Source organism: Hymenobacter sp. 5317J-9, from assembly GCF_022921075.1.
In the GTDB taxonomy this organism is placed as follows: Bacteria; Bacteroidota; Bacteroidia; order Cytophagales; family Hymenobacteraceae; genus Hymenobacter.
The window spans coordinates 58,915-83,049 of the sequence record NZ_CP095050.1; the positions used below are offsets into that span (position 1 = coordinate 58,915).

Here is a 24,135-nt window from a genome sequence, read left to right on the forward strand (position 1 = left end):
GCTACGTCAACACGCCTGCCTCTCTACTTCCCTTGCCGGCGGGCGGGGCGCTTTGGGCGCACACTGTAAACTTATTCGGCTTCGTGCCGGGCCAGTTTACGGGCCTGGGCGGGGCACAGGTGGTACGACTCGATTCCATTCAGCGCCCAGTATGGCGCCGCCAGTACCCCGGCAACACCCCTAACGCCAATACCGTGAACGTAGCGGCGATGGCCGCGCTTCGCGACGGGTCTTATGTGCTCATCGGCACAAAGGGCCGGGCCTGGCAGGCGCCGTACCCGCCGGGGCAGATTGTGGTGGTGAGCGGCTGGGTACAACGGCTAAAAGCCAACGGTGACACCGTTCGCCTGGCCAACGAGTACTTCGGCAGCATCACCGAGCAGTACCTGCCCAACGACGTGCAGGCCACGCCCGACGGCGGGTACGTGGTGGCCGGCATCGTGTACGCCAATAAGTACCTGCCCGTGTTCAACAGCGACCCCACGGCCACCGGCTACCTGGCCAAGTTCGACAGCTTGGGCGCCCTGCAGTGGGAGCAGCGCCTGACGGGCCAAAACGCGCGGTACCCCGGCGCCAGCCTTAGCCGGGTGCAGGTGCTGGCCAACGGGCACTACCTGCTCACCGGCTTCCGCAGCCGCCCGGCCCTCAACGACCCCAACCAAAGCTTCGTGGCCGAGTACGCCGCCACCGGCACGGGCGCCACGGCCCTGTGGGAGCTGCCGCTGGCCACTTACGCCGCCCTGCAGCAAACGGCCCTGCAGGCCGACGGTACGCTCACGCTGGCCGGGCAGCGCACCATTGCCCACACCGCGGGCGGCGTCACCACGCAGGACGAGGCCGGCCTGCTCACGCGCCTGCGCGGGCTGGGCACCCCCTACGTGCCCGCCTTCTGCCAGCGCCCGCCCGTGCCCAACGCGGGCTACGCGCTTAGCCCCGCCGGCGACACGTTGCGCCTGGCCGACTTCTCGGCCCCCGGCCCGCGCTTGGCCACGCTCGAGCGCTGGCGCTGGCACTTCCCCGACGGCTCCTTCTACGAGGGGCGCACCCCGCCCCCGCGCCGCTTCGCGCCGGTGCCGGGCCCGGGCGCGGCCGTCCGGCTCACCGTCACCAACAACCTGGGCTGCTCGGCCACCCAGGTGTTGTACCCCTGGGGCCGGCCCACCGCCGCCCAGCAGGCCCGCGCCTTCGCCGCCGGCTGCAGCGTGTGGCCCAACCCGGCCGCGGGCGGGCAGGCCACGCTGGCCCTGGCTGGGCTGCCGCCGCGCGCCGCGGCCAGCGTGCAGGTGCTCGACGCGCTGGGCCGCGCCGTGGGGCCGCCCCGGACGGTGGCCCTCGCGCCCGACGGCACGGCCGCCCTGCGCCTGGACCTGGCCGGCCGCCCCCCGGCCTCTACGCCGTGCATGTGCGCGTGGCCGGCGCCGCCTTCGCCAAAAAACTCGTGCTGGAATAGGCGCGGCGGCCGAAGCCAAGCCCGGCCTTATATTGAGCCACTGCACTGATTTCATTCACCTTCACCCCCTACCACATGCTGTACGCCGACAAATACGAAAACCATTTTCTCAACATCGAAACCAGCCGGGGACGGCTGGCGGAGTTTGCCCGCTACACGGCCACGGCCTTGGATGCGCCCGGCACCCCCGCCGCGCTGGCGGCGCTGGCGCCCGCCTTGGGGGCGGCGCTCACGGCCTTCGACGGGGGCCTGAGCAACCGCACGGCCGGCAGCGGCAGCACCCAAAGCGGCACCCGCACCGAAGACGCGGTGTGGCGGCAGGTGCAGGCCCTGGTGCAGGAGCTGGACGTGACCAAGGTGAAGCCCGCCTATTTCGGGCAGCCGGCCGAGCTGCTGGCCGTGTACCCGGACAAGCTCTCGGGCCTGACCCAAGCCCCCAAAACCAAGCGCCTGGCCCGTTTCCGGGCCTACGTGGAAGCCCTGGAAGCCCGCGCCAAGAAGCTGGGCGCCGACGGCGGCGCCCGGGCCCGGGCCCTGCTCACGCAGTACGGCGCCGCCACGGCCGGCAAGCAGACGGCCCAGAAAGCCGTGCGCGACAGCATTGCTACCCTCGGCCCCGACGCCGAAGCCCTGTGCGCTGCCCTGTGGGAGGTACACACCGGCGCCCTGTGGGCCCACCGGGCGGCCCCCGCGCAGGCCGCGGCCTACTTCGACTACGCCCTGCTGGCCACGCCTGCCCGCAAGGCCAAGGCCGCCCAAGCGGCTAAGGCAGCCCCGGCAGCGTAGCCACCCGCCGCTGCCGGGGCGCTGCCCAAGGCCTTCGGGGCCCTTCCGAACGCAACCAGAGGGCACCCGAAGGCCTGCAGGGCTTTGCCGGTCACGTTCGGAAGGGCCACGAAGGCCTTGGGGGCCTTTCCGAACGTAGCCGGAAAGCCTCTCATGGCCTTCGGGGGCTTTCCGGCTGCGTTCGGAAAGGCCCCCAAGCCCGTGCTCCGCCGGGGGCCAGCCTTCGTGCCGTTCCTTTGCGGCTCAACTCCCGCGCCCATGCCCGCCACGCTATACCTCCTCCCCACGCCCCTGGCCGAAAACACGGCGACCCAGGTGCTGCCCCCGCAGGTGGCCAGCGCCGTCGCGTCCCTCCCCTACTTCCTGGTGGAGAATGCCCGCACGGCCCGCCGCTTTGTGAAAAGCGTGGCCCCGCAGCGCGTGATTGAGGACATCCGCTTCACCGTCATCGACAAGGATAGCACCGACGCTGAGGTGCGCGCCGCCCTGGTGCCGCTGGTGAAAGAGGGAATTGACGGCGGCATCCTGAGCGAAGCCGGCTGCCCCGGCATTGCCGACCCCGGCGCGGCGCTGGTGCGCGAGGCCCACCGGCTGGGCCTGCGGGTGGTGCCGCTGGTGGGGCCGTCATCGCTGCTGCTGGCCCTCATGGCCTCGGGGCTGAACGGGCAGCAGTTTGCCTTTCACGGGTACTTGCCCATTGAGAAGGCGCCGCGTGTGGCTGCCATCAAGGCGCTGGAGAAAGAGGCGCAGCAGCGGCAACAGTCGCAGCTGTTTATTGAGACGCCCTACCGCAACGGGGCGCTATTCGCCGACCTGCTGGCCCACCTGCAGCCCGGCACGCGCCTATGCGTGGCGGCCGATGTGACGGGCGCCGGGGAGTTTGTGAAGACGCTGACGGTGGGCGACTGGCGCCGGCTGCCGGCACCGGAGCTGCACAAGATTCCGACGGTGTTTGTGCTGGGAGTGTAGCGCGTGTATATCAGAACGTCATGCTGAGCGCAGTCGAAGCATCTCGCGTGCAATAGTAATCCAGTTACTTGCGCGGTAGAGATGCTTCGACTCCGCTCAGCATGACGTTCCGTTGTGCTTGCCGACTGCTACGAGGCCCGCACCACGTAGCGCAGCTCGCTCTCGGGCACGGCTTCGGGCACGATGGGCAGGACAGTCTCGCCGTGCTGGCTCATGTCGAGGCCGTCGGCTTCGTGGCGGGCATTTACCCGAATGGGAATGAGCAGGTTGGTGAACTTATAGAGCAGGTAGGAACCGCCGAAGGTGAACACCGAAATGAACGCCAGCGCGCCCAGATGGCGCAGCAGCAGCGTCCACTCGCCGGTGGTGGCCAGACCGCCGTTTTTGGCAAACACGGCCGTGAGAATCATACCCACTATGCCGCCCACGCCGTGGCAGGGAAACACGTCCAGGGTATCGTCCAGGGTGGTTTTGTTCTTCAAGTCAACGGCGCCCGCGCTGATGGCTGCCGCCACCACGCCGATAAACAGCGCCGGCCCGTAGCTCACGTAGCCCGCCGCCGGCGTAATGGCCACCAGGCCTACCACGGCGCCAATGGCCGCGCCTGCCGCCGAGGGCCGCTGCCCGCGCACGGCTTCAATCATCATCCAGGTGAGCATGGCGGCGGCCGAAGCCAGGTGCGTGGTCATGAAGGCCTGCACCGCCGTGGCATCGGCCTTCAGCGCCGAACCGGCATTGAACCCAAACCAGCCGAACCACAGCAGGCCCGTGCCGATGAGGATGAACGGCACGTTGGGCGGCACGTGGGTGTGGCCTTCGAGGTGGGTGCGGCGGCGGCCCAGGGCCAGCGCACCCGCCAGCGCCGCAAAGCCGGCCGAGATGTGCACCACCGTGCCCCCGGCGAAATCAAGCACACCCCATTTGAACAGGAAGCCGTCGGGGTGCCAGGTCCAGTGGGCCAGCGGGCAGTAGATGCACAAGCTGAACAGGCACATAAACAGCAAGTAGCCCCAGAAACGAATGCGCTCAGCAAAAGCCCCGCTGATAAGGGCCGGCGTGATGATGGCAAACTTCAACTGAAACGCTGCAAACAGTACCAACGGCAGGTTGGAGGCCAGACGCGGGTGCGGGGCCGTACCCACGTTGTTGAACATGAAAAAGGTGAGCGGATTGCCAATCACGCCCCCGATGCTGTCTCCAAACGCCAGCGAAAAGCCCACCACGTACCACAGTATCGAAATGACACCCAGCGCAATGAAGCTCTGCAGCATGGTGGAAATGACGTTGCGCTTGCTCACCATGCCCCCGTAGAAAAACGCCAGCCCCGGCGTCATCAGCAGCACGAGGCCGGAGGCGGAAAGCATCCAAGCGAGGTCGGCGGGGTTGAAGGCATCGGGCTTGGCCTCGGGGTGGCTTTGGGGCAGGAAAGCCGCCACCCCCGCCAACAAAAGAATAAAGCCGAGGCAGGCAGTGGCCAGGTATTGCTTGCGAGTCATAAGAGGTTGCAGTTTGAAGGCTACCTCACGAAGTTAAGCAAGCTTTTTGCAAATACTCCTTAGTTTTTTAGGTCGTTTTCTTTTTAAACATCTAAACTGCTCGATTTGTCCCCTCAAATAATATGGGCATTTCGATAATAAATGCAGTGCGCTGGTTTTTCTGCGTAATAAGTTGAAACCGGAATCCATGCGCCAACAGAATGTCGCGTACCAAGGTCAGGCCGATGCCCTGGCCGTCGCGCTTGGTGCTGAAGAAGGGCGTGAACAGGCGCTGGCTGATTTCGGGCGTGAGGCCCGGCCCGTCGTTTTCAATGATGATGCCGGGCGGCTGCGCCGTGGTGCGCACCCAGATGTTGCCGTCGTGACCGATGGCTTCGAGGGCATTTTTGGCAATGTTGAGCAAGGCCTGCTCCAGCTGCTGGGCATCGACGCGCAGCACCAGCGGCGTTTCCGGCATCTCCAGGTGCCAGCGGATGCGGCGCTCTTCGCTTTGCGGCTGCAGCAGCCGGCAAATGCCGCGGAGCAGGGCGTGCACGTCGGCCGGCTGCAGCACGGGGGCCGGCAGCCGCACCAGCCGGGCGAAGTTGGCAATGAAGTTGGCCAGCTGCGTGTTGCGGGCAATGCTGACGTCCAACGCCTGCGCGAAATCGGGCTGGTCGGCGGGGTCGAGTTGCGGGCGGTAGTGCCCGAAGCTGTGCAGAATGGAGTTGATGGCGCCGATGGAGTTGTTGATTTCGTGCGACATCATCCGAATCAGCTTGCCGTACGACTGCTTTTCCTGCTGAATCAACTCCTGGGTCAACTCCTCGAGCAGGATGAAGCGGCGCGTAAAGCCCCGGTCGAAGAAGTGCGCGGCGTGCGCCCGGTAGGTTTGCAGGCCGGAAAGGCGCAGGCTTTGCGGCTGCTCCTCGGTTAGGTCGGCCAGGGCCGGGCCCCAGGCGCCGGGCAACTCGGCAGGCAGCCGGCCCAGCAAGGCGTCGGCCGGCTGGCCCAGAAATCGCTCGGCAGCGGTGTTCGCGCTTTCAATTCGGCGTTCAAAATCCAGAATGAGTACCCCGGCCGGCGAGGCTTCAATGAGCCGCTCGAGCAGGAAGCTTTTCTCGTGCTGGCTCACCCGCTCCTGCCGCAGCTCGTCAATCATGCGGTTGTACACGTCGATGAGCTGGTCCATCTCGCGTTGCCCCACCGGCACAAACTTCATCGAGAAATCCTTGGCCTGAATGGCCGCCGTGCCCGCCGCAATGAGCTGAAACGGCCGCACAAAGCCGCGGTAGAGCTGCACCGTCAGCACAATGCTCACCAGCAGCAGCACCTCGGCGGCCACAAACAGCGTGGGGTTGGTAGTGCGCAGCTGGGCCGCCAGCGCAATGAGCACGGCGTGAATGATGGTGACAAATAGCAGGAATTTGGTGCGAAGCGTCATTTGCGACGGGAAAAAGAATGTCATGCAGCGCGCAAAAAACGTCATGCTGAGCGCAGCCGAAGCACCTCGCGTGTGTCAGTAATCCAATCGTTGAAAAAGGATTAGTGGTGGCACGCGAGATGCTTCGACTGCGCTCAGCATGACGTTCTTTTAAGTTCTTAAGCCAACAAGTAGTAGTTACTCATCAAACGGAATGGCGTGCTTTTCCAGCCTTCTGTACAAGGCGCCCCGGCTCAGGCCCAGGGCCTTGGCCACGCGGCTGATGTTGCCGTCGTAGTGGGCCAGGCTCTGGCGAATCATCTGGGCTTCCAGCTCGTCCAGGGTCATGGTGCCGGGGGTGGGCAGTTCGCCGGGCGCGGGCGCGCGGGCGGGCAGGCGCTGGGCATTGGCCTGGAAGTCTTCGGGGCCCAGCTCGTCTTTGCCGCTCACGAGCACGGCGCGCTCCACCAGGTTTTTCAGCTCGCGAATGTTGCCGGGCAGGGGCTGCTCGCGCAGCCAGTGCATGGCGCGGGCGCCCACTTTTAGGGCCGGGCGGTGGTAGGTGGCGCGCAGCTGGTCCACGAAGTGCTGGGCCAAGAGCGGAATGTCCTGGGCGCGCTCGCGCAAGGCGGGCAGGCGCACGGTAATCAGGTTGATGCGGTAGAACAGGTCTTCGCGGAAGCGGCCTTGCTGCACCATCTCGGCCAGGTTGCGGTTGGTGGCGGCAATGACGCGGATGTCGAGCCGGCGCGGCTTGCTGTCGCCCAGCACCTCGTAGGTGCGGTCCTGCAACACACGCAGGAGCTTCACTTGACTGGCCAGCTCCAGCTCGCCTATCTCGTCCAGGAAAATGGTGCCGCCATTGGCCAGCTCGAAGCGGCCCACCCGGTCGGCCTTGGCGTCGGTGAAGGCGCCGCGGCGGTGGCCAAACATCTCGCTTTCAAACAAGCTGCTCGAAATGCCACCCAGGTTCACCTTCACGAAGGGCTGGTTTTTGCGCTGGCTGTTGCGGTGAATGGCTTCGGCAATGAGCTCTTTTCCGGTGCCGCTTTCGCCCTCAATGAGCACCGAGGCGTCGGTAGGTGCCACTTGGCCCACGTTGCGCAGCACGTGCAGCAGCTGCGCATCCTGCCCGATGATGTCGGCGAAGCGGTACTGGCGGTCGAGCTGGCGGCGGCTGGCGCTGGGGCTGTCCGAGTCGGCCGGATGCGCATCGTGCAGGCTAAGCACCGTCCGAATGGTTTGGAGCAGGGCGTCGTTGTGCCAAGGCTTGGTCACGAACTCCGCCGCGCCGGCCTTCATGCCCTCCACCGCCAGGCTGATGGAGCCCCAGCCGGTGATGAGGATGACGGGCACTTGCGGGGTCACGCTTTTCACGTCGCGCAGCAGGGCCAGGCCGTCGTCGCCGGTGGTGGCCATCGAGAAGTTCATGTCCATCAGCACCAGTGTAGGCGGGGCATCGCGCACCACGGCCAGGGCTTCGGCCGGCGTGGCCACGGCCTGGGCGGGATAACCTGCCTGCTTCAGTAGCAGCTTGAGCGAAGTGCGGACGGCGAGGTCGTCGTCGACAATGAGAAACATGGTGCAGAAAGAAAGGTGAGATAACAAACTAACGTAGAACGTCATGCTGAGCTTGTCGAAGCATCTCTACCGCGAAGAGTAATCCTTGCGTGAAATAGAGATGCCTCGACAAGCTCAGCATGACGGCTGCCCTTCGGCCCGGACAATGCGCAGCTACCGCCCCTTCACGCTGCCGCCGCTGCTGGTGTGCTTGGTGACCTGAGGCGAGCCGGCGTAGCGCACGTCGCCGCCGCTCGAGGCATCGGCCGTAAGCTTGTCCTGCACGGCCACGTTGATGGTGCCGCCGCTCGAGGCCCTGGCCTCGCAGGTGGCGGCTTGCACGTCCTGCCCCTTGAACACGCCGCCGCTGGAGGCACGCACGCTCAGGCTTTGCACCTTGCCGCCCACGCTGGCCACGCCGCCGCTGCTCACCTGGGCCTGCACGTCTCCACCCGTCAGGGTGGGCGCGGTAAAGATGGCGCCCGACGACACATCGAGCTTGAAGCTGTTCACGGCGTAGTCGTTTTTCATCGTCACCTGCGAGCCGCTGCTGGCCTCCACGCCGGTGAGGGGGGCGCCCACGATGCTCACGCGCAGGTTGCGCGGACGGTTGTCTTTGCTCCATGCCTCGTTCAGCTTGTGCTCAAAACTTACCTTCAGCACGCCGTCGCGCACTTCGGTTTTGAGGCGGTCCAGGTATTCGGGCGTGTCGGCGCTGGCTTCCACGCGCTGCGTGCTGCCCGAGGCAAGGGTAACCTGTACCCCATCGGATACATCCAAAGCGTGGAACGCGCCCACGACGCGGATTTCCGGAGCGGTTTGGGCCAGGGCGGGCACCAGGGCCAGCAGCCACAGCAGGGCGAGAGTCGAGAAGGTTTTCATGCAAAAAAAGGAAATAAGTGAGGGTTGAGGATGGCTTTCGATATCCAGATGCACACCGGCCGGGCCGGGTTGCCCGGATACCGGCGCGGACCGGGCTTCGTTACCGCCGGGCAGCAAAATACTGCTGCCCGCCGCCGCTACTCCTCGCGCAGGGCCACCGCCGGCTGAATGCCCGCCGCCAGCCGGCTGGGCTGCCACGCGCACAGCGCCGTGATGCCATACACGGCGCCGGCCGCCGCCCCAATGGCCAGCAGGTAGGGCTGCGTCGGCAAATCGAAGGCGTGCAGCAGCGGGAACTGCGCCGCCAGCAGCGTCCCCAACACCACACCGAAGGTGGTGACCACCATCATCTCGCCCAGAAACTGCCAGCCAATGCCCGCGCCGGTGGCGCCCATGGCTCGCCGCAGCCCAATTTCGGCCCGGCGCTGGCTGATGTTGTACCACAGCACCCCAAACAGGCCCAGTGCCACGTTGATAATCAGAAACAAACCCATGAGGCACAGCCCCACCACCGGCACCAGCGTGAATAGGCGGCGGTGCTGGCGGTCGTCTTCCATCACGCGCACTTCGGTGGTCCACTGGCGTGTGACGCCGGCCACGGTGCGGGCTATTTTTTCCTGCAGCGCGCCGCCCTGGCCGGGGGCCACGCGCACCAGCACGGCCGCCGTTTCCCAGTGCGTGGTGTCGTAGGGAATAAGGCGTTTCCAAACCGACGGAATGGCAGCCGAGAAGTCGCTTTCCATCCGCACGTTGTCGGCCACGCCCACCACCTGGAATTCGTCTTCGGGCTTGGTTTCCTTGCCGGCCCCGGCGTAGGTAAAGATTTTGCCCAGCGCCGGCTCGTCGCCAAACAGGAATTCGCGCAGGTCCTGGCTGATAACCACGGGGCGATGGTTGGTGCCGTCGTCCGCCGGCTGGAACCAGCGCCCCTCGCGCAGGTGCAGCTTCATGGCCTCGCCGTAGTGGTCGTCGGCGTCGTAGGTGTTGGCATAGAACGGCGTCTTGCGGCCTTTGTAGGTAAAATCCGAGTTGTTGGTGTTGAAGGTGAAGGGCAGGTTGTTGCTGGTGAGGGCCACGGTTTGCACACCGGGCAGGGCTTTCACCTGGCGCAGCACGTCGTCTAGCTCAGCGCGGGGCATCTTTTGATTTTGGCCGGCGCGCACCAGCAGCCGCCACACCTGCGCCGACTCGAAGCCGAGTGGGGCAAGGTAGTTTTTGCTCACGGTGATGAGCACCGCCCCCACCCCAAACAGCACCACGAAGGAGAAAAAGACTTCGGAAATCAACAGCAGGTTGGCCCGCTTGCGGTTCCATATGAGGGTGAAGAGATGGCGAAGCATGAGAGTTATTATTGAAGATGGGGGATTCCGCCTGTCATCCTGAGCAAAGCGAAGGACCTTATTGCAGATGAACAGCGCACAGTAATCCTAAATAATGCGAACGTGATAAGGTCCTTCGCTTTGCTCAGGATGACAGATGCATCCCATTGCTTTTACTTCTGTTCGCCCCCGCCGCGCAGGGCGGCCACGGGGTTGAGGCGCGACATTTTCCAAGCCGGGTACACGCCGCTCATCAGGCCGAAGAGCAGGGTGAGCAGCATGCCCCAGCCAAACACGCTCCAGCTCAACGAGAAGTGGGCGTAGGCCACGGGGTGCGCCTCGTTCACGAGGGCCAGGGCGCCGGCGGCCAGGCCCAGGCCCAGCAGCCCGCCCACCAGGGCCAGCACCAGGTTCTCGACCAGAAACTGCCCCACCAAATCGGGGCCGGCCGCCCCGAAGGCCTTGCGCACCCCAATCTCGCCCGAGCGTTCCAGAATGCGCGTCACGTTCAGGTTCACCAGGTTCAGCACCGGCAGCAGCATAAACAGCAGCGCCAAGCCGCCCACCAGCGCATAAAATTTGGTGAGGTTATCACTACTCAGCTGGCTGTCGTGGGCCAAAAACGCCCGGGTAAAGCCCGGCAGAATGGGGTCGGCGTAGGAATAAATGGCCTTCACGTCCTTGGGACGCGGAATCTCCACCCGCTTCATAATCTGTTGGTACTCGGTGCTCACGGCCGGCACGGCTGCCGCCGAGGGTGCCAGCAGCACCACCAGGAACTCGCCTTCCAAGCGGCTGTCCTTGGTGTACTGCGGGTTCAAGGTGTACGGCACCCACACGTCGGCGTAGGCGTATATCTGAGCGGCCGACACGTTGCGCACCACGCCGGCCACGCGGTAGCGCTTCAGGTCGATTTCGATGGCGCGTCCCACCACGTCGGTGGTGCCGAAGTAGGCGCGGGCCGTGGCCTCGTTGATGATGCAAACGTGCTGGGCCTGCGCCACCTCGGCCCCGGTGAAAGCCCGCCCGCCCAGAAAATCATAGTCCATGATTTGCCAGAAGCTGCCGTCGGTGTAGGCCAGGTCCAGCGGCAGCAGTTTGCTCTTGGTGAAAGCCGTGGCATTGGCCGAGACGGTGGTGACGCCCACCTTCTCGGGCGTTTTCATCTTGCGCACGTAGTCGTCCACGAAGTGCGCGCTCACGGGGTTGGCCATCCAGCCGTGCCCGTCCGTCATCTCGTGGCGCATGGTATTCACAAACAGCATCCGGTCGATGCGCTTCAAGGGCGCAGCCGCTCCCACCGTGTGGTCGAAAATGGCCATCACCACCAGCAGAATCATCAGCGTGAAGCTCACGCCGAACAGGCTGATGAAGGCAAAGAACTTGCGGCGCATCAGCACCTTCCAAGCAATTTTGAGGTAAGAGAGAAGCATGATTTCAGTTATCAGTTAACAGTGAGCAATGAACAGTTGGGGCAGTTGACGCGAGCTGTTTAATTACTCACTGTTAACTGATAACTGTTCACTGAATCAGCCCACCTGGCTGCCGTCGAAGAAGCGCACCACGCGCTGGGTTTTCAGGGCCTGCTGCTCGTCGTGGGTCACCATCACAATGGTCACGCCGTCCTGCCGGTTGAGGCCCAGCAGCAGGTCCATGATTTCCTCGCCCATCACCGAGTCGAGGTTGCCGGTGGGCTCGTCGGCCAGAATGATTTCGGGGCCGCCGGCCAGGGCCCGGGCAATGGCCACCCGCTGCCGCTGCCCGCCCGAAAGCTGACCCGGAAAATGCCCCGTGCGGGCGCTCAGACCCACTTTATCGAGGGCATCGAGGGCGCGCTGACGGCGCTCCTTGCCGCCCAGGCCCTTGCGGTAGAGCAACGGCACTTCCACGTTGTCGACCACCGAGAGGTCATTTATTAGGTGGTAGCTCTGAAATACGAAGCCGATTTTCAGGTTGCGCAGGTTGGCCAGCTCGCGGTCGGAGTACGACTGCACAGTGCGGCCGTCCACCTCAATCGTGCCGCGGGTGGGCTCGTCGAGCAAGCCCATCAGGCTGAGCAACGTCGATTTACCGCAGCCGCTGGGCCCCATCACCGACACAAACTCGCCGCGGTTGATGGTGAGGTTGACCTGGTTCAGCGCCACCGTCTCGATGGTTTTGGTTTGGTACACCTTCTCGATGTTGGTAAGGCGAAGCACCGGCGTGGCGGCCGCGTGCCCGTTCAGCGGCTGCGAGCGGGTTTCGGGAGAGGTGGCGAGCAGATTTTCCATGAGAAAAAAGGTGAGAAAAGCGCGTGGAATAAATTAAAGTATCAGCGGGCCGCCACGATGGGCGTCTGGCGCTCAAAGTCATAGAGCGTGAGGGCGCGCAACCGGAAGTGCGCCACCCAGCACGAGCGCAGGGCAAAAATGTAGTCGCGCTTGGCGCCGTCCTTGGCGTTGGACGCGAGGCTCAAATCGGTGAGGCTGATGCGGCCCAGCAGGTAAGTGGCGCGGGCAATGTCGTAGCGCCGCTGGGCAATGGAATCGGCCCGGCCGGCCAGGCGCAGCTGCTGGGCCAGCGCCGCAAACTGGCTGGCTTGGGTCAGCACCGTTTGCTCAAAGGTGCGCTCTTCCTGGGCCACGGTGTGCGTCACCTGGTTGCGGGTCAGCTCGGCAGTTTTGATGATGGAGCGCTGCCGGCCCCAGTCCACCAGCGGCATCGAAAACGACAGGGCTACCTGCTGCTGGTTTTGCAGGTTGAGGTAGGTAGCACCGAGGGTGGCGGCCTGGTTCACGTAGCCGGTATTGGCCGTGAGCGTGGCCCGGAAGCCCGTGGTGCCGCGGGCCTGCGCCACGTCGCGCTCGGCCTGCAGCAGCCGGCGGCGGAAGGCCAGCGTGGCGCTGCGATTCTGGCGGGCCTGCTCTAGGGCAAGCGTAGGCGCCACGGCGGGCTGCGGCGCGGGGGCTGGCACCGCCAGCGCGGGCGCCTCGGCCAAGCCGGTATAGCCTTGCAGTTCCACGGTGGCATTTTCGGCGCCGAGCTGGGCCTGAGTCTGGGCCTGTTGGGCGTTCAGCAGGTTCAGCTCCATCTGCAACAGGTCGCTCTGCGAGAGGCGGCCCAGTTGGTACCGCTCCTGCCCAATGCGCAGCAGCTCGGCCGTGGCCTGGGCGTTTTGGCGGGCCACTTCGGCATTCACCTGTTGCAGCAGCACGTCGAAATACAGCTCTGTGACGCGCTGGGCAATGGTTTCGCGCTCCTCCACGTACTGGCGCTGGCTTTCCTGGTAGCGCAGCGGCTCGATGCGGCGCGCCCAGCGCAGGGCGTTGAACTGACCCAGCGGCTGCGTGAGGCCCAGCGTGAAGGGCTGGTTGTTGTAGCGCCGCAGTTGGCCGTTGAAATCGTCGAACCGCTGCACCACCGAGCCCACAAATACCTGCCCGCCGGTGAGGCCAATGTTCTGGCTCAGCGTCAGCCCCAAATCGGAATTATTGATGCGCACCGACTGAAAGCTGGTCGTGCCATCGGGCTGCACCACCGGCGCAATGGCCCGGCTGAAATTGGGCAATGTGCCCTGCAGGCCCAGCTGGGGCCGGTAATTGGCCTGGTAGCCGCGCCAGGCCCAGTAGCTGGTTTCGCGCGTGGTCAGGGCCTGCTGACCCACTGCCGACTGATTCAGCGCCAGGGCAATAATCTGGTCGAGCGTGAGGTTGCCGGCCGCCGGTAGTGCCGCCTGCTGGGCGCCCGCCGGCCGCCCCAACAACGCCACCATCCCGAGTAAGAAGAAGAAAGCTCGTTTCATCGTCTTAGTCTTTAAGCGTTAGCTCCGGCGTGTCGAGATGGTCCTTCATATCCGACACCACCACTTCTTCCCCGGCCTGTAAGCCACTCACCACCTGCACGAAGTCGAAGTTGCTGTCGCCGAATCGCACCGTGCGGCGCACCGCCCGGCCGTCTTTCAGCACAAACGCTGGCTGCTCTTTGCCGCCCTGGTAGAAGGGTCCGTTTTTCACGCGCAGCACGCCGTGGTGGGCCCGCGTTACCACAAATACGTCGGCGCGCAGGTTGGCGCGCAGGGCCGGGTGGTGCGGGTTGTCGAGCTGGGCATAAAAGGTCACCACGCCCTTTTCCACGCTCGGGCTGATGGTGGCCACGGTGCCGCGCAGGTCGGTGTTGTTGGCGCGCACCACCACGGGGTCGCCTTGGTGCAGGTCTTCCGCGTAGCTGTCCGAAATGGTGGCCCGCACGCGGAAGCTGCTCAGGTCGGCCACACGGGCCAGCGGGTCGCCGGCCTGCACCGTGGTGCCGATGTTCTCATTCACCCAAGTCAGCACGCCGGGCTGCTGGCTGCTGATGTCGGCTTGCCGCAGCTTGGTGGCCAGCTCCGCAATGCTGCGCTGCTGCATCGACACGGTGTAGCCCAGCTCGCGCACGTCGGCGGCGTTGGAGCGTTGCTGGGTCTGTATCTGGCGAGCCAGGCGCTGGGCTTCCAGCTGGGCCACGGTGAGGTTCAGCTCGGCCTGGCGCACGTTTTCGGCGGTGCCGCCGCCTATTTTCAGCAGCTGCTGCTCGTCGCGCAGGGCCGATTGCAGGCTACGCACTTTCACGGCCTGCACCTCGGCTTGGGTGCGCAGGTCGTTCAGGCTGCGCTCCAAGGTGAGCTGCAGCTGCGAGTTCTTGTTTTGGTTGCGCAGCTGCTCGTCGTCGAGCTTGGCCAGCGAAGAGTTGGCCAGTTCTTTATCCAGCTCCAGAATGGTTTCGCCGGGCTTCACCTTGGCGCCCACCGCCACCACCACCCGCCGGATGGTGCTCTGAATGGGACTGGTGAGCACCGCTTCCCGCCCCGGAATAATGGTGCCCGCGGCCGTGAGCGAGGCTTCCACGTCGCCGATTTCTACCGTGGCGGTCAGCAAATCGGTGCGGCGCAAGCTGGGCTTCAGCACCGACCGGAAGGCCAGCACCGCCAGCAGGGCCACCACGGCTACCCCCGCCCCAGCAGCCAGCGGCGGCGCTGCCGTTGGATTTGAATTGAAGGGGCAATGGCTCTGTCCATTTTCGTGCAGAAGTAAAGGTGTTTCCCCTTAGCATTGCCAAGCCCCGTGCCATTGTTTCAAAACTTTATTTATCAAATACTTAACTTACTTATCCCATTCATTACCAATAAAAAAAGATGTCCATTTCTGAACACCTCGCTTCTAAGCGGACACCGAACGACGTAGAGACGCGACACTTCGCGTCTCGGCGTTGAACGATTCGAGAACGGCGCGGACGCCGAGACGCGAAGTGTCGCGTCTCTACATCGCTCAGGATAGCACTTGGTACACCGCAAACGCGGCCACGTAGGCCAGGCCCGTCATGTACAGCAGCTGGGCCAGCGGCCAGCGCCAATTCTTGGTTTCGCGGTACGTCACGGCCAGCGTGCTCATGCACTGCATGGCAAACACGTAGAACACCAGCAGCGAAAACGCCCGGGCCGTGGTGAAAAAAGGCTGGCCATTGGCGTCCTTCTCGGCCTGCAGCTTCTGCTGTAGCGTGCCCATGTCGGCATCCTGCCCCACGCTATAGATGGTAGAAATGGTGCCCACAAATACTTCCCGCGCCGCAAATGACGTGAGCAGGGCAATGCCAATTTTCCAATCGTAGCCTAGCGGCCGGATGGCCGGCTCAATGAGATGGCCGAAGGTGCCGGCGTACGAATTTTCGAGGCGGGCCGAGGCCACCCGGCGGGCCAACTCTTCTTTGTATTCGGGGTGCTCCTGGTTGTAGCGGGCCATGGCCTGCGGCGAGCTGAACCCGATATTTTGCCGCACCATGAGCTGCGACACGGCCTCCTCCTGCCGGTTGCCAGGGCCGTAGCTGGCCAGCACCCACAGCAGCACCGAGATAGCCACAATCACCCGGCCGGCTTGCAGCACAAAGGCCTGCACTTTCTGGTAGATGGTCAGCCCCACGTTCTTCCAGCGCGGCCACTGGTACACCGGAAACTCCATGATGAAGTAGCTCCGCTCCCGCGCTTTCAGCACCTTTTTCAGCACCCAGGCCGACGCCAGCGCCGAGAACAGGCCCAGCAAATACAGCGACATCAGGGCCACGCCGCGCAGGTTGAAGATGCCCCAGGCGGCCTCATCGGGCACCACCAGCGCCACCAGCACCGTGTACACCGGAATGCGCGCCGAACACGACATCAGCGGCGTCACGAAGATGGTTATCATCCGGTCTTTCCAGCTCTCAATGGTGCGCGCTCCCATGATGGCCGGCACCGCGCACGCCAGCCCCGAAATCAGCGGCACCACGCTTTTGCCGCTTAGGCCGAACGGCCGCATCAGCTTGTCCATCAGGAAGGTGACGCGGGCCATGTAGCCCGTTTCCTCCAACACAGCCAGGAAGCCAAACAACAGCGCAATCTGCGGAATGAAGATGAGTACGCCGCCCAGGCCCGCCAGCACGCCCTCGGTCAGCAGCCGAATAAGCGGCCCGTGAAAGTTCTCCTGAATGGTCGCGCTCAGGGCCGAAATGCCTTGGTCAATCCAGTCCATCGGATACTGCGCCCAGGCAAAAATGGCCTGAAACAACAGGAACAGAATGGCCAGAAAAATCAGGTAGCCGCCCACGCGGTGGGTCAGCACCCGGTCGATGCGGTTGCTGACGGGCTCGCGAGTTTCGGTGCGCGTCACGGTCACCGTCTCCAGCAGGATTTCGTTGATGCGCGCGTAGCGGGCAATGGTTTCGGCTGCTTGCTGCGCGGTGGCATCGAAGCCGTACTTCTGCGTCAGTTCCTGCAGATAGGCTTTGTCATCGGCACTCAGGAAACCGATTTGGCGGAATTGCTGGGCGTAGTGCAGCGCCAGGTAGTCGTTGTGCAGGTCGAAGTAGTAGCGAATCTGGCGCACCAGCGGCAGCAGCTTTTCGTCGGGCTGCCAGCAGCGCACGGGCGGCGCGTCGAGCCGTTGGGCCATCACAATCTTGAGGGCGGCTACCCCGATGCCCTTGCGGGCGTTCATCGGAATAATGGGCACGCCCAGCTCCCGCTCCAGCGCGGGCAGGTCGATGTTGACGCCGTGGCGCTCGGCCACGTCCATCATGTTGAGGGCCAACACGGCGGGCAGGCCCAGGTCGCCCAGCTGGGTAAACAGCAGCAAGCTGCGGCGCAGGTTGTTGGCGTCCACCGTCACCACCACAAAATCGGGGTAGCTGGCCGACGTCCTATCGTAGAGCAGGTCGGTAATCACCTTCTCATCCAGGCTCTTTGGGTAGAGCGAGTAGGTGCCGGGCAGGTCCACAATCTCGGCCCGCTGGGTAGCGGTCAGCTGCGCAAAGCCCGACTTGCGGTCCACCGTCACGCCGGGGAAATTGCCTACTTTCTGGTTAAGGCCGGTGAGCTGATTGAACAGCGACGTCTTGCCGCTGTTCGGATTGCCGATGAGGGCGATGCGCATGGGCCGCGCGCCGGCGGCCGGGCCGGTGTGCAGGCCGACGGCTTCCGCCGTCGAAGGATTGCTCAACATCGCCGCCATACGCCGCGCCCTATTCTTTCAGCAAAATGGTGGCGGCCTCATTGGCCCGCACCGACAGTGTATACTCCTGGTCGCCCAGCACCAGCATCAGCGGGTCGCCCAAGGGGGCGCGGCCACTCAGCCGCACTTTCACGCCGGGCACGCACCCCATTTCCAGCAGTTTAAGTGCCATCTCGGGGTCTTCCAGGCAGCAAATGGTGCCGGTTTCGCCCAGGCGCAGGTCTTTGGCGGTGCGCCGGGTAGCGGCGCTGGCGGCAACCTGTTGCGGTGAACGACGGAATAATGCCACGGGTGGGAGAAGCGTGAAAGCTTATTTAGAAAGAATACAAACAAAGGTACGCAGGCAAAAGCTTTCCGAACGCCATCATTTTTTTACCACCATTTTGGCCCTTGGCAATAGTGCAATTTTACGAGTGGCAGGGGCCCGCTTTGCTGCAATGGTTGTATGTCCTAATAATTTCTAATAACTTTCCGCTCTCTAATTTGTAATTTTGTTCGGTCTACCTAGCATGTTATGTATAAACGCCTACTTTTTATAGCACTATTTTTATCCGGTGCCGCAACCATGGGCCGGGCGCAGCAGGTTCAGATTAAGGGCGTAATCGTTGACAAAGACACCAAAGAGCCGTTGCCTTTTACTTCCATTGGCCTCAAAAATGAGCAAATCGGGGCCCTTAGCAACGAGCATGGTGTATTCATTGTGCCCGCTCCCACCCAGAACACCGCCGACTCGCTGATAGTGGTGGCCTTGGGCTACGCCCGCCGGGCCGTGCTGGTGAAGCGTGGCGTTCCCCTCGCCAACCTCACCATCGAAGTGCCCAAGCGGGCCGTGGAGCTGGGCAACGTGACGGTGAAGGGCGGCAAGGTGAAAAACCTGGGCCTCGGCGCCAAAGCCAGCAACCCCGGCGAAGGCATGATTCAGGGCCTGCCCGGCAGCCAGTACGCCTTCTTCGTCAAAAACGACAAGAAAAAGAAGCTGGGCAACGTGCGCACCGTGTCGTTCTACATCGGCGAGAACGGCTTCCCGCGCGAGCCCTTCCGCGTGCGCCTCTACAAGGCCGACGGCAACTACAACGCCCCCAACACCGACCTGCTCACCGAAAACGTGGTGGTCTCGGCCCCGCAGGGCGGGCAGTGGTACACCGTCGACCTCACTCCTTATAATATCATCGCGCCGGAAGAAGGCTTCTTCGTGGCCATGGAATGGGTGGTAAGCGGCGACAAGTTCTTCGCCACCAACTTCATGGACGACTACACGCCCTACGGCCAGATTATGCGTCCCACCTTCGAGTTCAAGGAAAGCCGCACCTGGAACTACTCCATCGGCAAGGGCTGGAGCCTCATCACCGCCTCCAACGGCCAGGGCCTGCGCTACAACGCCATGATTAAGGCCGAGGTGGACATGATTAAATGACGTGCTGATTTTTTGATGTGCTGATGTGTGCCGAATAGCGCATGCATGCCGCGTAAACAGAAAGGCCCTGCTGTGAAGCCGGGCCTTTTACTATTCAGCTATTCAGCAAAGAGGATGCACGAGCAGCATATCAGCACATCAACGAATCATTTTTTCACTCCCAGCCCCACAATCCACTCCCGAATCACGTCGAGGGCCACGGGCGAAAACATGGGTTTCATTTCGCCGTTCATCAAGGTCCATTCTGTTTTGGGGGGCTGAAACAGATGGTTCACGCCGGCCAGGCGCTTCGATACGGTGGCGCGGTTCACGCTTTTCAGCTCCTTCTCCAAGGCGGTGAGGTGCAGGTCGGCGGGGGCTTCCTGGTCGTCGGTTCCGCTAAGCAGCAGCACCGGGCAGGCCACCTGGTCAAGCTCGGCAATGGGGTCGTAGGACAGGAAAAAGTGGCGCCAGGGCGTGAGGAGCTTCACGGCTTGCACTTGGGCTTCCTTGGGGTCGAGGTCGGGGTGGTCCTGACGCAGCATGTTGGCCACAATGGACTTGGCCTGGGGTTCGTTGGTTTGCCGAATGATATCGTACATGGTGCGCTGCCGCTCATAAGCAGCCTGAATCTTGGCCGGGTCGACCTTTTGCGCGCGCTGCTCGGTCACCTGCTGCTGCAGCAGCGTCTGCTCGCCGGTGAGGCCGTAGCCCGCCAGCGACACCACAAACGCCGGAGGCAGCGGTGCGCCGGCGGCCATCAGGGCCACGTCGGCGCCTTCGCCGTGCCCAATGGCGCCGATGCGGCTGATGTTTACTTCCAGGCGCGAGCGCAGGAAGTTGATGGCGGCCTGCACGTCGCTCACCAGCATGGCCGTGGTGGCCGTGGCCGTGCTGCCGCCCGATTTGCCCACGCCGCGGTCGTCGTAACGCAGCACGGCAATGCCGCGACGCGTGAGGTAGTCGGCCAGCGAGCCCATCATGTGGTAGTCGCCAAAAGTGCCGTCGCGGTCCTGCGCGCCCACGTCGCTCACCAGCACCACGGCCGGGAAAGGGCCCTGCCCGGCAGGCACGGTGAGCATGCCGCTCAAGCTAAGGCGCGACACCGGGTTGCTGAACGTCACTTCCTCTTCGCGGTAGGGTGGCGCCAGGCGGGTGCTGGGGCCGTTGAGCGTGGGCATGGGCGAGTGCTTCAGCAGCACCGCCGACTTCACAGTGCCCTGCGTCCAAGTGCCGTTGAGCTCATTCTTCTCGCGGTCGAAACGGGCGGCGTAGCGGCTGCCGGCGCCGGGCATGGCCAGCAGCACCGAGTCGCCGCGCACGGTGACTTCGGTGGGCACGCGGGTCATTTTCTGGGCCGGCACGTCGAGGGCCGCGAAATATTTGCCGCCCGCCAGCGGCACCACGCTGATGGTGAGGTCTAACTGCCCGCCCAGCACGGTCAGCTTGCCTTTCCACAATCCGGCAAGAGGGATGTTGTCGCCCGTCGGAACGGCGGCGCGGGCCTGCGCGGCACACGGCACGGCCAGCCACAACAAAGCCCAAAAAAAGTACCTGTTCATCTCAAATAATACGAATCCATTTATGGCACCCTAAAGGTACGCAAGCTGTTCGCGCATTCAGAAAAAATCGGCCGTACTCTTCCGCAATCCCTTGTCTATCAAGCACCGAAAATCAACCGTATTTTTCAGAAAAGGTATTTACGGATGTTCCGGTGCTGCTCCAGCCCATTTGGGGGCACTGTTCAGTGCCAGCTGCCACCCAAAAGGCCCGAACGCGCGGGCGTTCGGGCCTTTTCTGTTAGCAACGCCAAGGGCGGAGCGGGCTGTTTTATTTGGTACGCACCGCAATTTCGACGCGGCGGTTTTCCCGGCGGCCTTCCGGCGTGGCGTTGGTAGCGGCGGGCATGGCTTCGCCCATGGGCTCCACGCTCACGCGGCCGGCGTCGATGCCGCCTTGGCTCACGAGGTAGCTTTTCACGGCTTCGGCGCGCTTCTCGCTCAGGTCCTTGTTGTAGTCTTTGTCGCCGCGCGAGTCGGCAAAGCCCATCACGCGCACCTGGCTGCTGGCGTAGCGCTGGCCAATGGAGCCGGTAATCTGCTTCAGGGTTTCGGCCGCGCTGGGCTTGATGTCGGCCTTGTCGGTGTCGAACAGCACGGTTTCGTCCACGCTATACACGTTGTAGGTGCTGTCGCCGCGCACGGTCACGCCCGGCGCAGTAACTTCCTTGAACTTGACGTCGGCCAGCTTGGCTTTAGGTCCCAGGCGTTGTCGGCGGAATTAGCGGCGCCGGCGGCCATGTCGGCGGCCGTTTGGCCGTCGCGGGCCATCACGGCGGTGTCCTGGCCGGCTTCGGCCAGCTGGTCCTTGGTTTCGGAATGCTTGGTTTCACAGCTGGCCAGCAGGGCGCCGGCTGCAAGCAACGAGAGAAGGCTTTTTTTCACGTTAGAAAGAAAAAGGTGAATGAATAAATGTTGGCCCCGATACGCAACAAACCGGTCCGTGTTCGTTTGGGAATTTTATCGGGAAAAATGCAACATCCAACCCAGCTATTTGGAACGTATTTTTAGGCCAATACGGGCCAATTTGCGGGCTTCGCTTGCTGATTTCAATTTGCATTCCCTAAATTCATTACTGCCTTCATTGACTATCAATGGCAATAGTATGGTCCGGAATTTGTAAATTTGCCAGTCGACATCCAACTATATTATTTTTGGCAATGATGAAACGCTTACCTTTTCTCGCTTTCTGGGTTCTGCTGCTATTGCCGGCGCTGAGCTGGGCGCAGGAAAACCGCATTACCGGTCGTGTCGTGGATGCCAAGACCAAAGACCCGGTGCCGTTTGCCTCCATTGGCCTGCGTGAGGAGGGCACCGGCGCCCTCACCAACGAATACGGATATTTCCAATTGGCCGGCCTGGAAAAAACCAGCCAGGATTCCCTCATCGTGATGACGCTGGGCTACGAGCGCAGCGCCATCTTCATCAAGCGCGGCGCCACCGAAGACCTCATCATCGAGCTCAAAAAGCGCGTGATTGAGCTGGGCAACGTGACGGTGAAGGGCGGCAAGGTGAAAAACCTGGAGCTGGGCTCGAAGTCGAACAACCCGGGCGAAGGCATGATTCAGGGCCTGCCCGGCAGCCAGTACGCTTTCTTCGTGAAGAACGACAAGCAGAAAAAGCTGGGCAACGTGCGCACCGTGTCGTTCTACATCGGCGAGAACGGCTTCCCGCGCGAGCCCTTCCGCGTGCGCCTCTACAAGGCCGACGGCAACTACAACGCCCCCAACACCGACCTGCTCACCGAAAACGTCGTCGTCTCGGCGTCGCGCGGCGGCGAGTGGTACACCATCGACCTGAGCACTTACAACATCCCGGCGCCGGAAGAAGGCTTCTTCGTGGCCATGGAGTGGATTGTGGGCGGCGACAAGTTCTACACCACCAACTTCATGGACAACTACACGCCTTACGGCCAGATTATGCGTCCCACCTTCGAATACAAGGAAAGCCGCACCTGGAGCTACACCATCGGCAAGGGCTGGAACCTGCTCACGCTGGCCAACGGCCAGGGCCGCCGCTACAACGCCATGATTAAGGCCGAAGTGGACATGATTAAGTAAAGACCACAGGGAAAGGCGCTGACGCTCAGCAGCCATCCTTAAGAGGTAACAAAAAGGCCCGGCTTCACAGCCGGGCCTTTTTGTTATCTAAACCTCATCAGTATTCTTTGTGGATGGTAAGCTGAGCTTGAATCGGGGTCGACGCAGGAGTGCATCAACCCCAATTCAAGCCTGTTACTTCTTCGTCTGGGCCACAATCCATTCGCGGATGGTTTCTTCGGCCTCGGGCGAGAAATTGGGCTGCGGCTGGCCGTTGATGACGGGCCACTTGCCTTGTTCGGGCTGGAAGAGGTGGTTGACGCCCTGCAGCTTCTTCACGGTCACGGCCTTGTTCTTGCCCAAGCCATTTTTCAGCGCGTTCAGGTTGGCGTCGGCGTTGATAGTCAGGTCGGACATGCCGTTGAGCAGCAACACCGGGCAGGTCACGGCGCTAAGTTTCTCGACGGGATTGAACGCGAGGAAGTAACGGTAGCGGGGCGAGGTCATCTCGGCCGCACTCGACTGGGCGGTGGCGTTGTCGATGGCGGCGTTGTTCTGCTTCAGCATGTTGGCCACAATGGCCTGGGCCTGGGCGTTGTCGGTGGTTTGGCGGATGATTTCCAGCATGGCCTGCTGGCGCTTGGTGGCGGCCTCAATCTGGGCCGTCTCCGTGCCAAGGGTGCGCAGGGTGGTGGCCTGCTGCTGCACCACGATGTCGCGGCCGGGCAGCCCGTAGGCGGCCAGCGTTACCACAAAGGCCGGGGGCAGGGGCTGCGCGGCGGCCAGCAGGGCCACGTTGCCGCCCTCGCCGTGGCCCACCAGGCCCAAGTGAGCCAAGTCGATTTCGGGGCGGGTGCGCAGGTAGTTGAGGCCGGCCTGGGCGTCGCTCACCAGGTCGGCGGTGGTGACGGCGGGCGTACCGCCCGACTTGCCCACGCCGCGGTCGTCGAAACGCAGCACGGCCACGCCGCGCCGGGTGAGGTAGTCGGCCAGCAGGCCCAGGGGCGCAAAGTCGCCCACGGTGCCGTCGCGGTCCTGCGGGCCGGCATCGGAGAGCAGCACCACGGCCGGGAAGGGCCCCGGGCCAGCCGGGATGGTGAGCATGCCGCTGAGGCGGGTGTTCACGCTCAGGTTGCTGAAGGTGGCTTCTTCTTCGCGGTAGGGCGGAGTAAGACGCACGTTTTTGGCGTTCATGGCGGGCAGGGCGCTAAAGGTCAGCGTCATGGGTACCTTAAAGCCGGGCTGTTGCCAGGTACCCACCATCTGCTTGCCATCGGCCGATACTTTGCCGATGAACCGGCTGTTGGCTTCCTCGGCAAACAGGCGCACGGTGTCGGCCTTCACTTCGGTTTTCACGGCCATGCGACTCACCTTCTGCAGGGGCACGTCGAGGGTGGCGAAGTATTCGCCGCCGGTGAGCTTCACAAATCGGAAGATGACTTCGAGCTGTCCACCGGGCACTTTCAGCTGGCCTTTCCAGAGGCCGTCGAGGGGCGGGATGTCGGCGACGGCTGCTGCCCGAGGCGCCACGCGCGCCGATGCCGGGGACGCCAGCGCAAGACAGATAAGGAATGCGCCCAGCAGGCGCACCATACGAAACGTATTGATGGTCATAGCTAAAAAAGAAGCGTCACAAAGGCCAATGGCACCCCAAAGTTATCAAGGTCACGGTACGCTACCTGTAAAGAAGCAAAATAAATACCTTGCCAGTATTGAGGCGTTGCGCCATTAACAGCAAAAATCCCTCGCTTCCGGGCGAAAACGAGGGATTTTTGATAAGAAAACCT

General features: G+C 63.2%; 20 protein-coding genes. 5 read left to right on the forward strand and 15 right to left on the reverse strand.

Features of this window, described 5'->3' with window-relative positions; genetic code table 11:
* Positions 1–83: 83 nt before the first annotated feature.
* From MUN81_RS00250 to MUN81_RS00260, 3 genes are all read left to right on the forward strand, one after another.
* A complete protein-coding gene (locus tag MUN81_RS00250) occupies positions 84–1,499 on the forward strand; it encodes a hypothetical protein (protein ID WP_245114414.1) in 1,416 nt (471 codons plus the stop codon).
* Positions 1,500–1,525: 26 nt separating this feature from the next.
* Positions 1,526–2,236, forward strand: a complete 711-nt coding sequence (locus MUN81_RS00255; protein WP_245114415.1) for a hypothetical protein — start codon at positions 1,526–1,528, stop codon at positions 2,234–2,236.
* A 258-nt stretch (positions 2,237–2,494) separates the two neighbouring features.
* Positions 2,495–3,205 carry an SAM-dependent methyltransferase gene (locus MUN81_RS00260; RefSeq protein ID WP_245114416.1) on the forward strand — a complete coding sequence of 237 codons (711 nt, stop codon included), beginning with the start codon at positions 2,495–2,497 and terminating at the stop codon, positions 3,203–3,205.
* A 128-nt stretch (positions 3,206–3,333) separates the two neighbouring features.
* Here the strand turns inward: MUN81_RS00260 and MUN81_RS00265 are convergent, their stop codons facing one another.
* The 11 genes from MUN81_RS00265 to MUN81_RS00315 all read right to left on the reverse strand — a co-directional run bounded on the left by MUN81_RS00265 (position 3,334) and on the right by MUN81_RS00315 (position 17,646).
* Complete coding sequence (locus MUN81_RS00265; RefSeq protein ID WP_245114417.1) at positions 3,334–4,701, reverse strand: ammonium transporter; 1,368 nt, start codon at positions 4,699–4,701, stop codon at positions 3,334–3,336.
* A 91-nt stretch (positions 4,702–4,792) separates the two neighbouring features.
* Positions 4,793–6,124, reverse strand: a complete 1,332-nt coding sequence (locus MUN81_RS00270; protein ID WP_245114418.1) for an ATP-binding protein — start codon at positions 6,122–6,124, stop codon at positions 4,793–4,795.
* Between the two features lie 177 nt (positions 6,125–6,301).
* Positions 6,302–7,684 (reverse strand): sigma-54 dependent transcriptional regulator, encoded by a 1,383-nt coding sequence (locus MUN81_RS00275; protein ID WP_245114419.1) that lies wholly within the window; start codon positions 7,682–7,684, stop codon positions 6,302–6,304.
* A gap of 153 nt (positions 7,685–7,837) precedes the next feature.
* Complete coding sequence (locus MUN81_RS00280; protein WP_245114420.1) at positions 7,838–8,545, reverse strand: head GIN domain-containing protein; 708 nt, start codon at positions 8,543–8,545, stop codon at positions 7,838–7,840.
* A gap of 137 nt (positions 8,546–8,682) precedes the next feature.
* Positions 8,683–9,885 carry an ABC transporter permease gene (locus tag MUN81_RS00285; RefSeq protein ID WP_245114421.1) on the reverse strand — a complete coding sequence of 401 codons (1,203 nt, stop codon included), beginning with the start codon at positions 9,883–9,885 and terminating at the stop codon, positions 8,683–8,685.
* A gap of 152 nt (positions 9,886–10,037) precedes the next feature.
* The gene (locus tag MUN81_RS00290; protein ID WP_245114422.1) at positions 10,038–11,297 is read right to left on the reverse strand and encodes an ABC transporter permease; all 1,260 of its coding nucleotides are present in this window, start codon (positions 11,295–11,297) and stop codon (positions 10,038–10,040) included.
* Between the two features lie 96 nt (positions 11,298–11,393).
* Positions 11,394–12,062, reverse strand: coding sequence for an ABC transporter ATP-binding protein (locus tag MUN81_RS00295; RefSeq protein ID WP_245117434.1), 669 nt, complete (start codon positions 12,060–12,062; stop codon positions 11,394–11,396).
* A 113-nt stretch (positions 12,063–12,175) separates the two neighbouring features.
* On the reverse strand, positions 12,176–13,645 hold the full coding sequence (locus MUN81_RS00300) for a TolC family protein (protein WP_245114423.1): 1,470 nt from the start codon (positions 13,643–13,645) through the stop codon (positions 12,176–12,178).
* Positions 13,646–13,649: 4 nt separating this feature from the next.
* Positions 13,650–14,822, reverse strand: coding sequence for an HlyD family efflux transporter periplasmic adaptor subunit (locus MUN81_RS00305; RefSeq protein WP_245114424.1), 1,173 nt, complete (start codon positions 14,820–14,822; stop codon positions 13,650–13,652).
* A gap of 324 nt (positions 14,823–15,146) precedes the next feature.
* The gene (feoB, locus tag MUN81_RS00310; protein ID WP_348533154.1) at positions 15,147–17,348 is read right to left on the reverse strand and encodes a ferrous iron transport protein B; all 2,202 of its coding nucleotides are present in this window, start codon (positions 17,346–17,348) and stop codon (positions 15,147–15,149) included.
* 19 nt (positions 17,349–17,367) lie between these two features.
* The gene (locus MUN81_RS00315; protein ID WP_245114425.1) at positions 17,368–17,646 is read right to left on the reverse strand and encodes a FeoA family protein; all 279 of its coding nucleotides are present in this window, start codon (positions 17,644–17,646) and stop codon (positions 17,368–17,370) included.
* Positions 17,647–17,922: 276 nt separating this feature from the next.
* Here MUN81_RS00315 and MUN81_RS00320 point away from each other — a divergent pair, with 276 nt between their 5' ends.
* Positions 17,923–18,771 (forward strand): carboxypeptidase-like regulatory domain-containing protein, encoded by an 849-nt coding sequence (locus tag MUN81_RS00320; protein ID WP_245114426.1) that lies wholly within the window; start codon positions 17,923–17,925, stop codon positions 18,769–18,771.
* Between the two features lie 146 nt (positions 18,772–18,917).
* Here MUN81_RS00320 and MUN81_RS00325 read toward each other — a convergent pair whose 3' ends face one another.
* The 3 genes from MUN81_RS00325 to MUN81_RS00335 all read right to left on the reverse strand — a co-directional run bounded on the left by MUN81_RS00325 (position 18,918) and on the right by MUN81_RS00335 (position 21,194).
* On the reverse strand, positions 18,918–20,312 hold the full coding sequence (locus MUN81_RS00325; RefSeq protein WP_245114427.1) for an alpha/beta hydrolase: 1,395 nt from the start codon (positions 20,310–20,312) through the stop codon (positions 18,918–18,920).
* Between the two features lie 268 nt (positions 20,313–20,580).
* Complete coding sequence (locus tag MUN81_RS00330; protein WP_245114428.1) at positions 20,581–20,958, reverse strand: OmpA family protein; 378 nt, start codon at positions 20,956–20,958, stop codon at positions 20,581–20,583.
* A complete protein-coding gene (locus tag MUN81_RS00335; RefSeq protein WP_245114429.1) occupies positions 20,955–21,194 on the reverse strand; it encodes a hypothetical protein in 240 nt (79 codons plus the stop codon). Before MUN81_RS00335 ends, MUN81_RS00330 begins: the two co-directional genes overlap by 4 nt.
* Before the next feature lie 275 nt (positions 21,195–21,469).
* Here MUN81_RS00335 and MUN81_RS00340 point away from each other — a divergent pair, with 275 nt between their 5' ends.
* Complete coding sequence (locus MUN81_RS00340) at positions 21,470–22,369, forward strand: carboxypeptidase-like regulatory domain-containing protein (protein ID WP_190926616.1); 900 nt, start codon at positions 21,470–21,472, stop codon at positions 22,367–22,369.
* Positions 22,370–22,543: 174 nt separating this feature from the next.
* Here MUN81_RS00340 and MUN81_RS00345 read toward each other — a convergent pair whose 3' ends face one another.
* Positions 22,544–23,962 (reverse strand): alpha/beta fold hydrolase, encoded by a 1,419-nt coding sequence (locus MUN81_RS00345; protein ID WP_245114430.1) that lies wholly within the window; start codon positions 23,960–23,962, stop codon positions 22,544–22,546.
* Between the last annotated feature and the right edge of the window lie 173 nt (positions 23,963–24,135).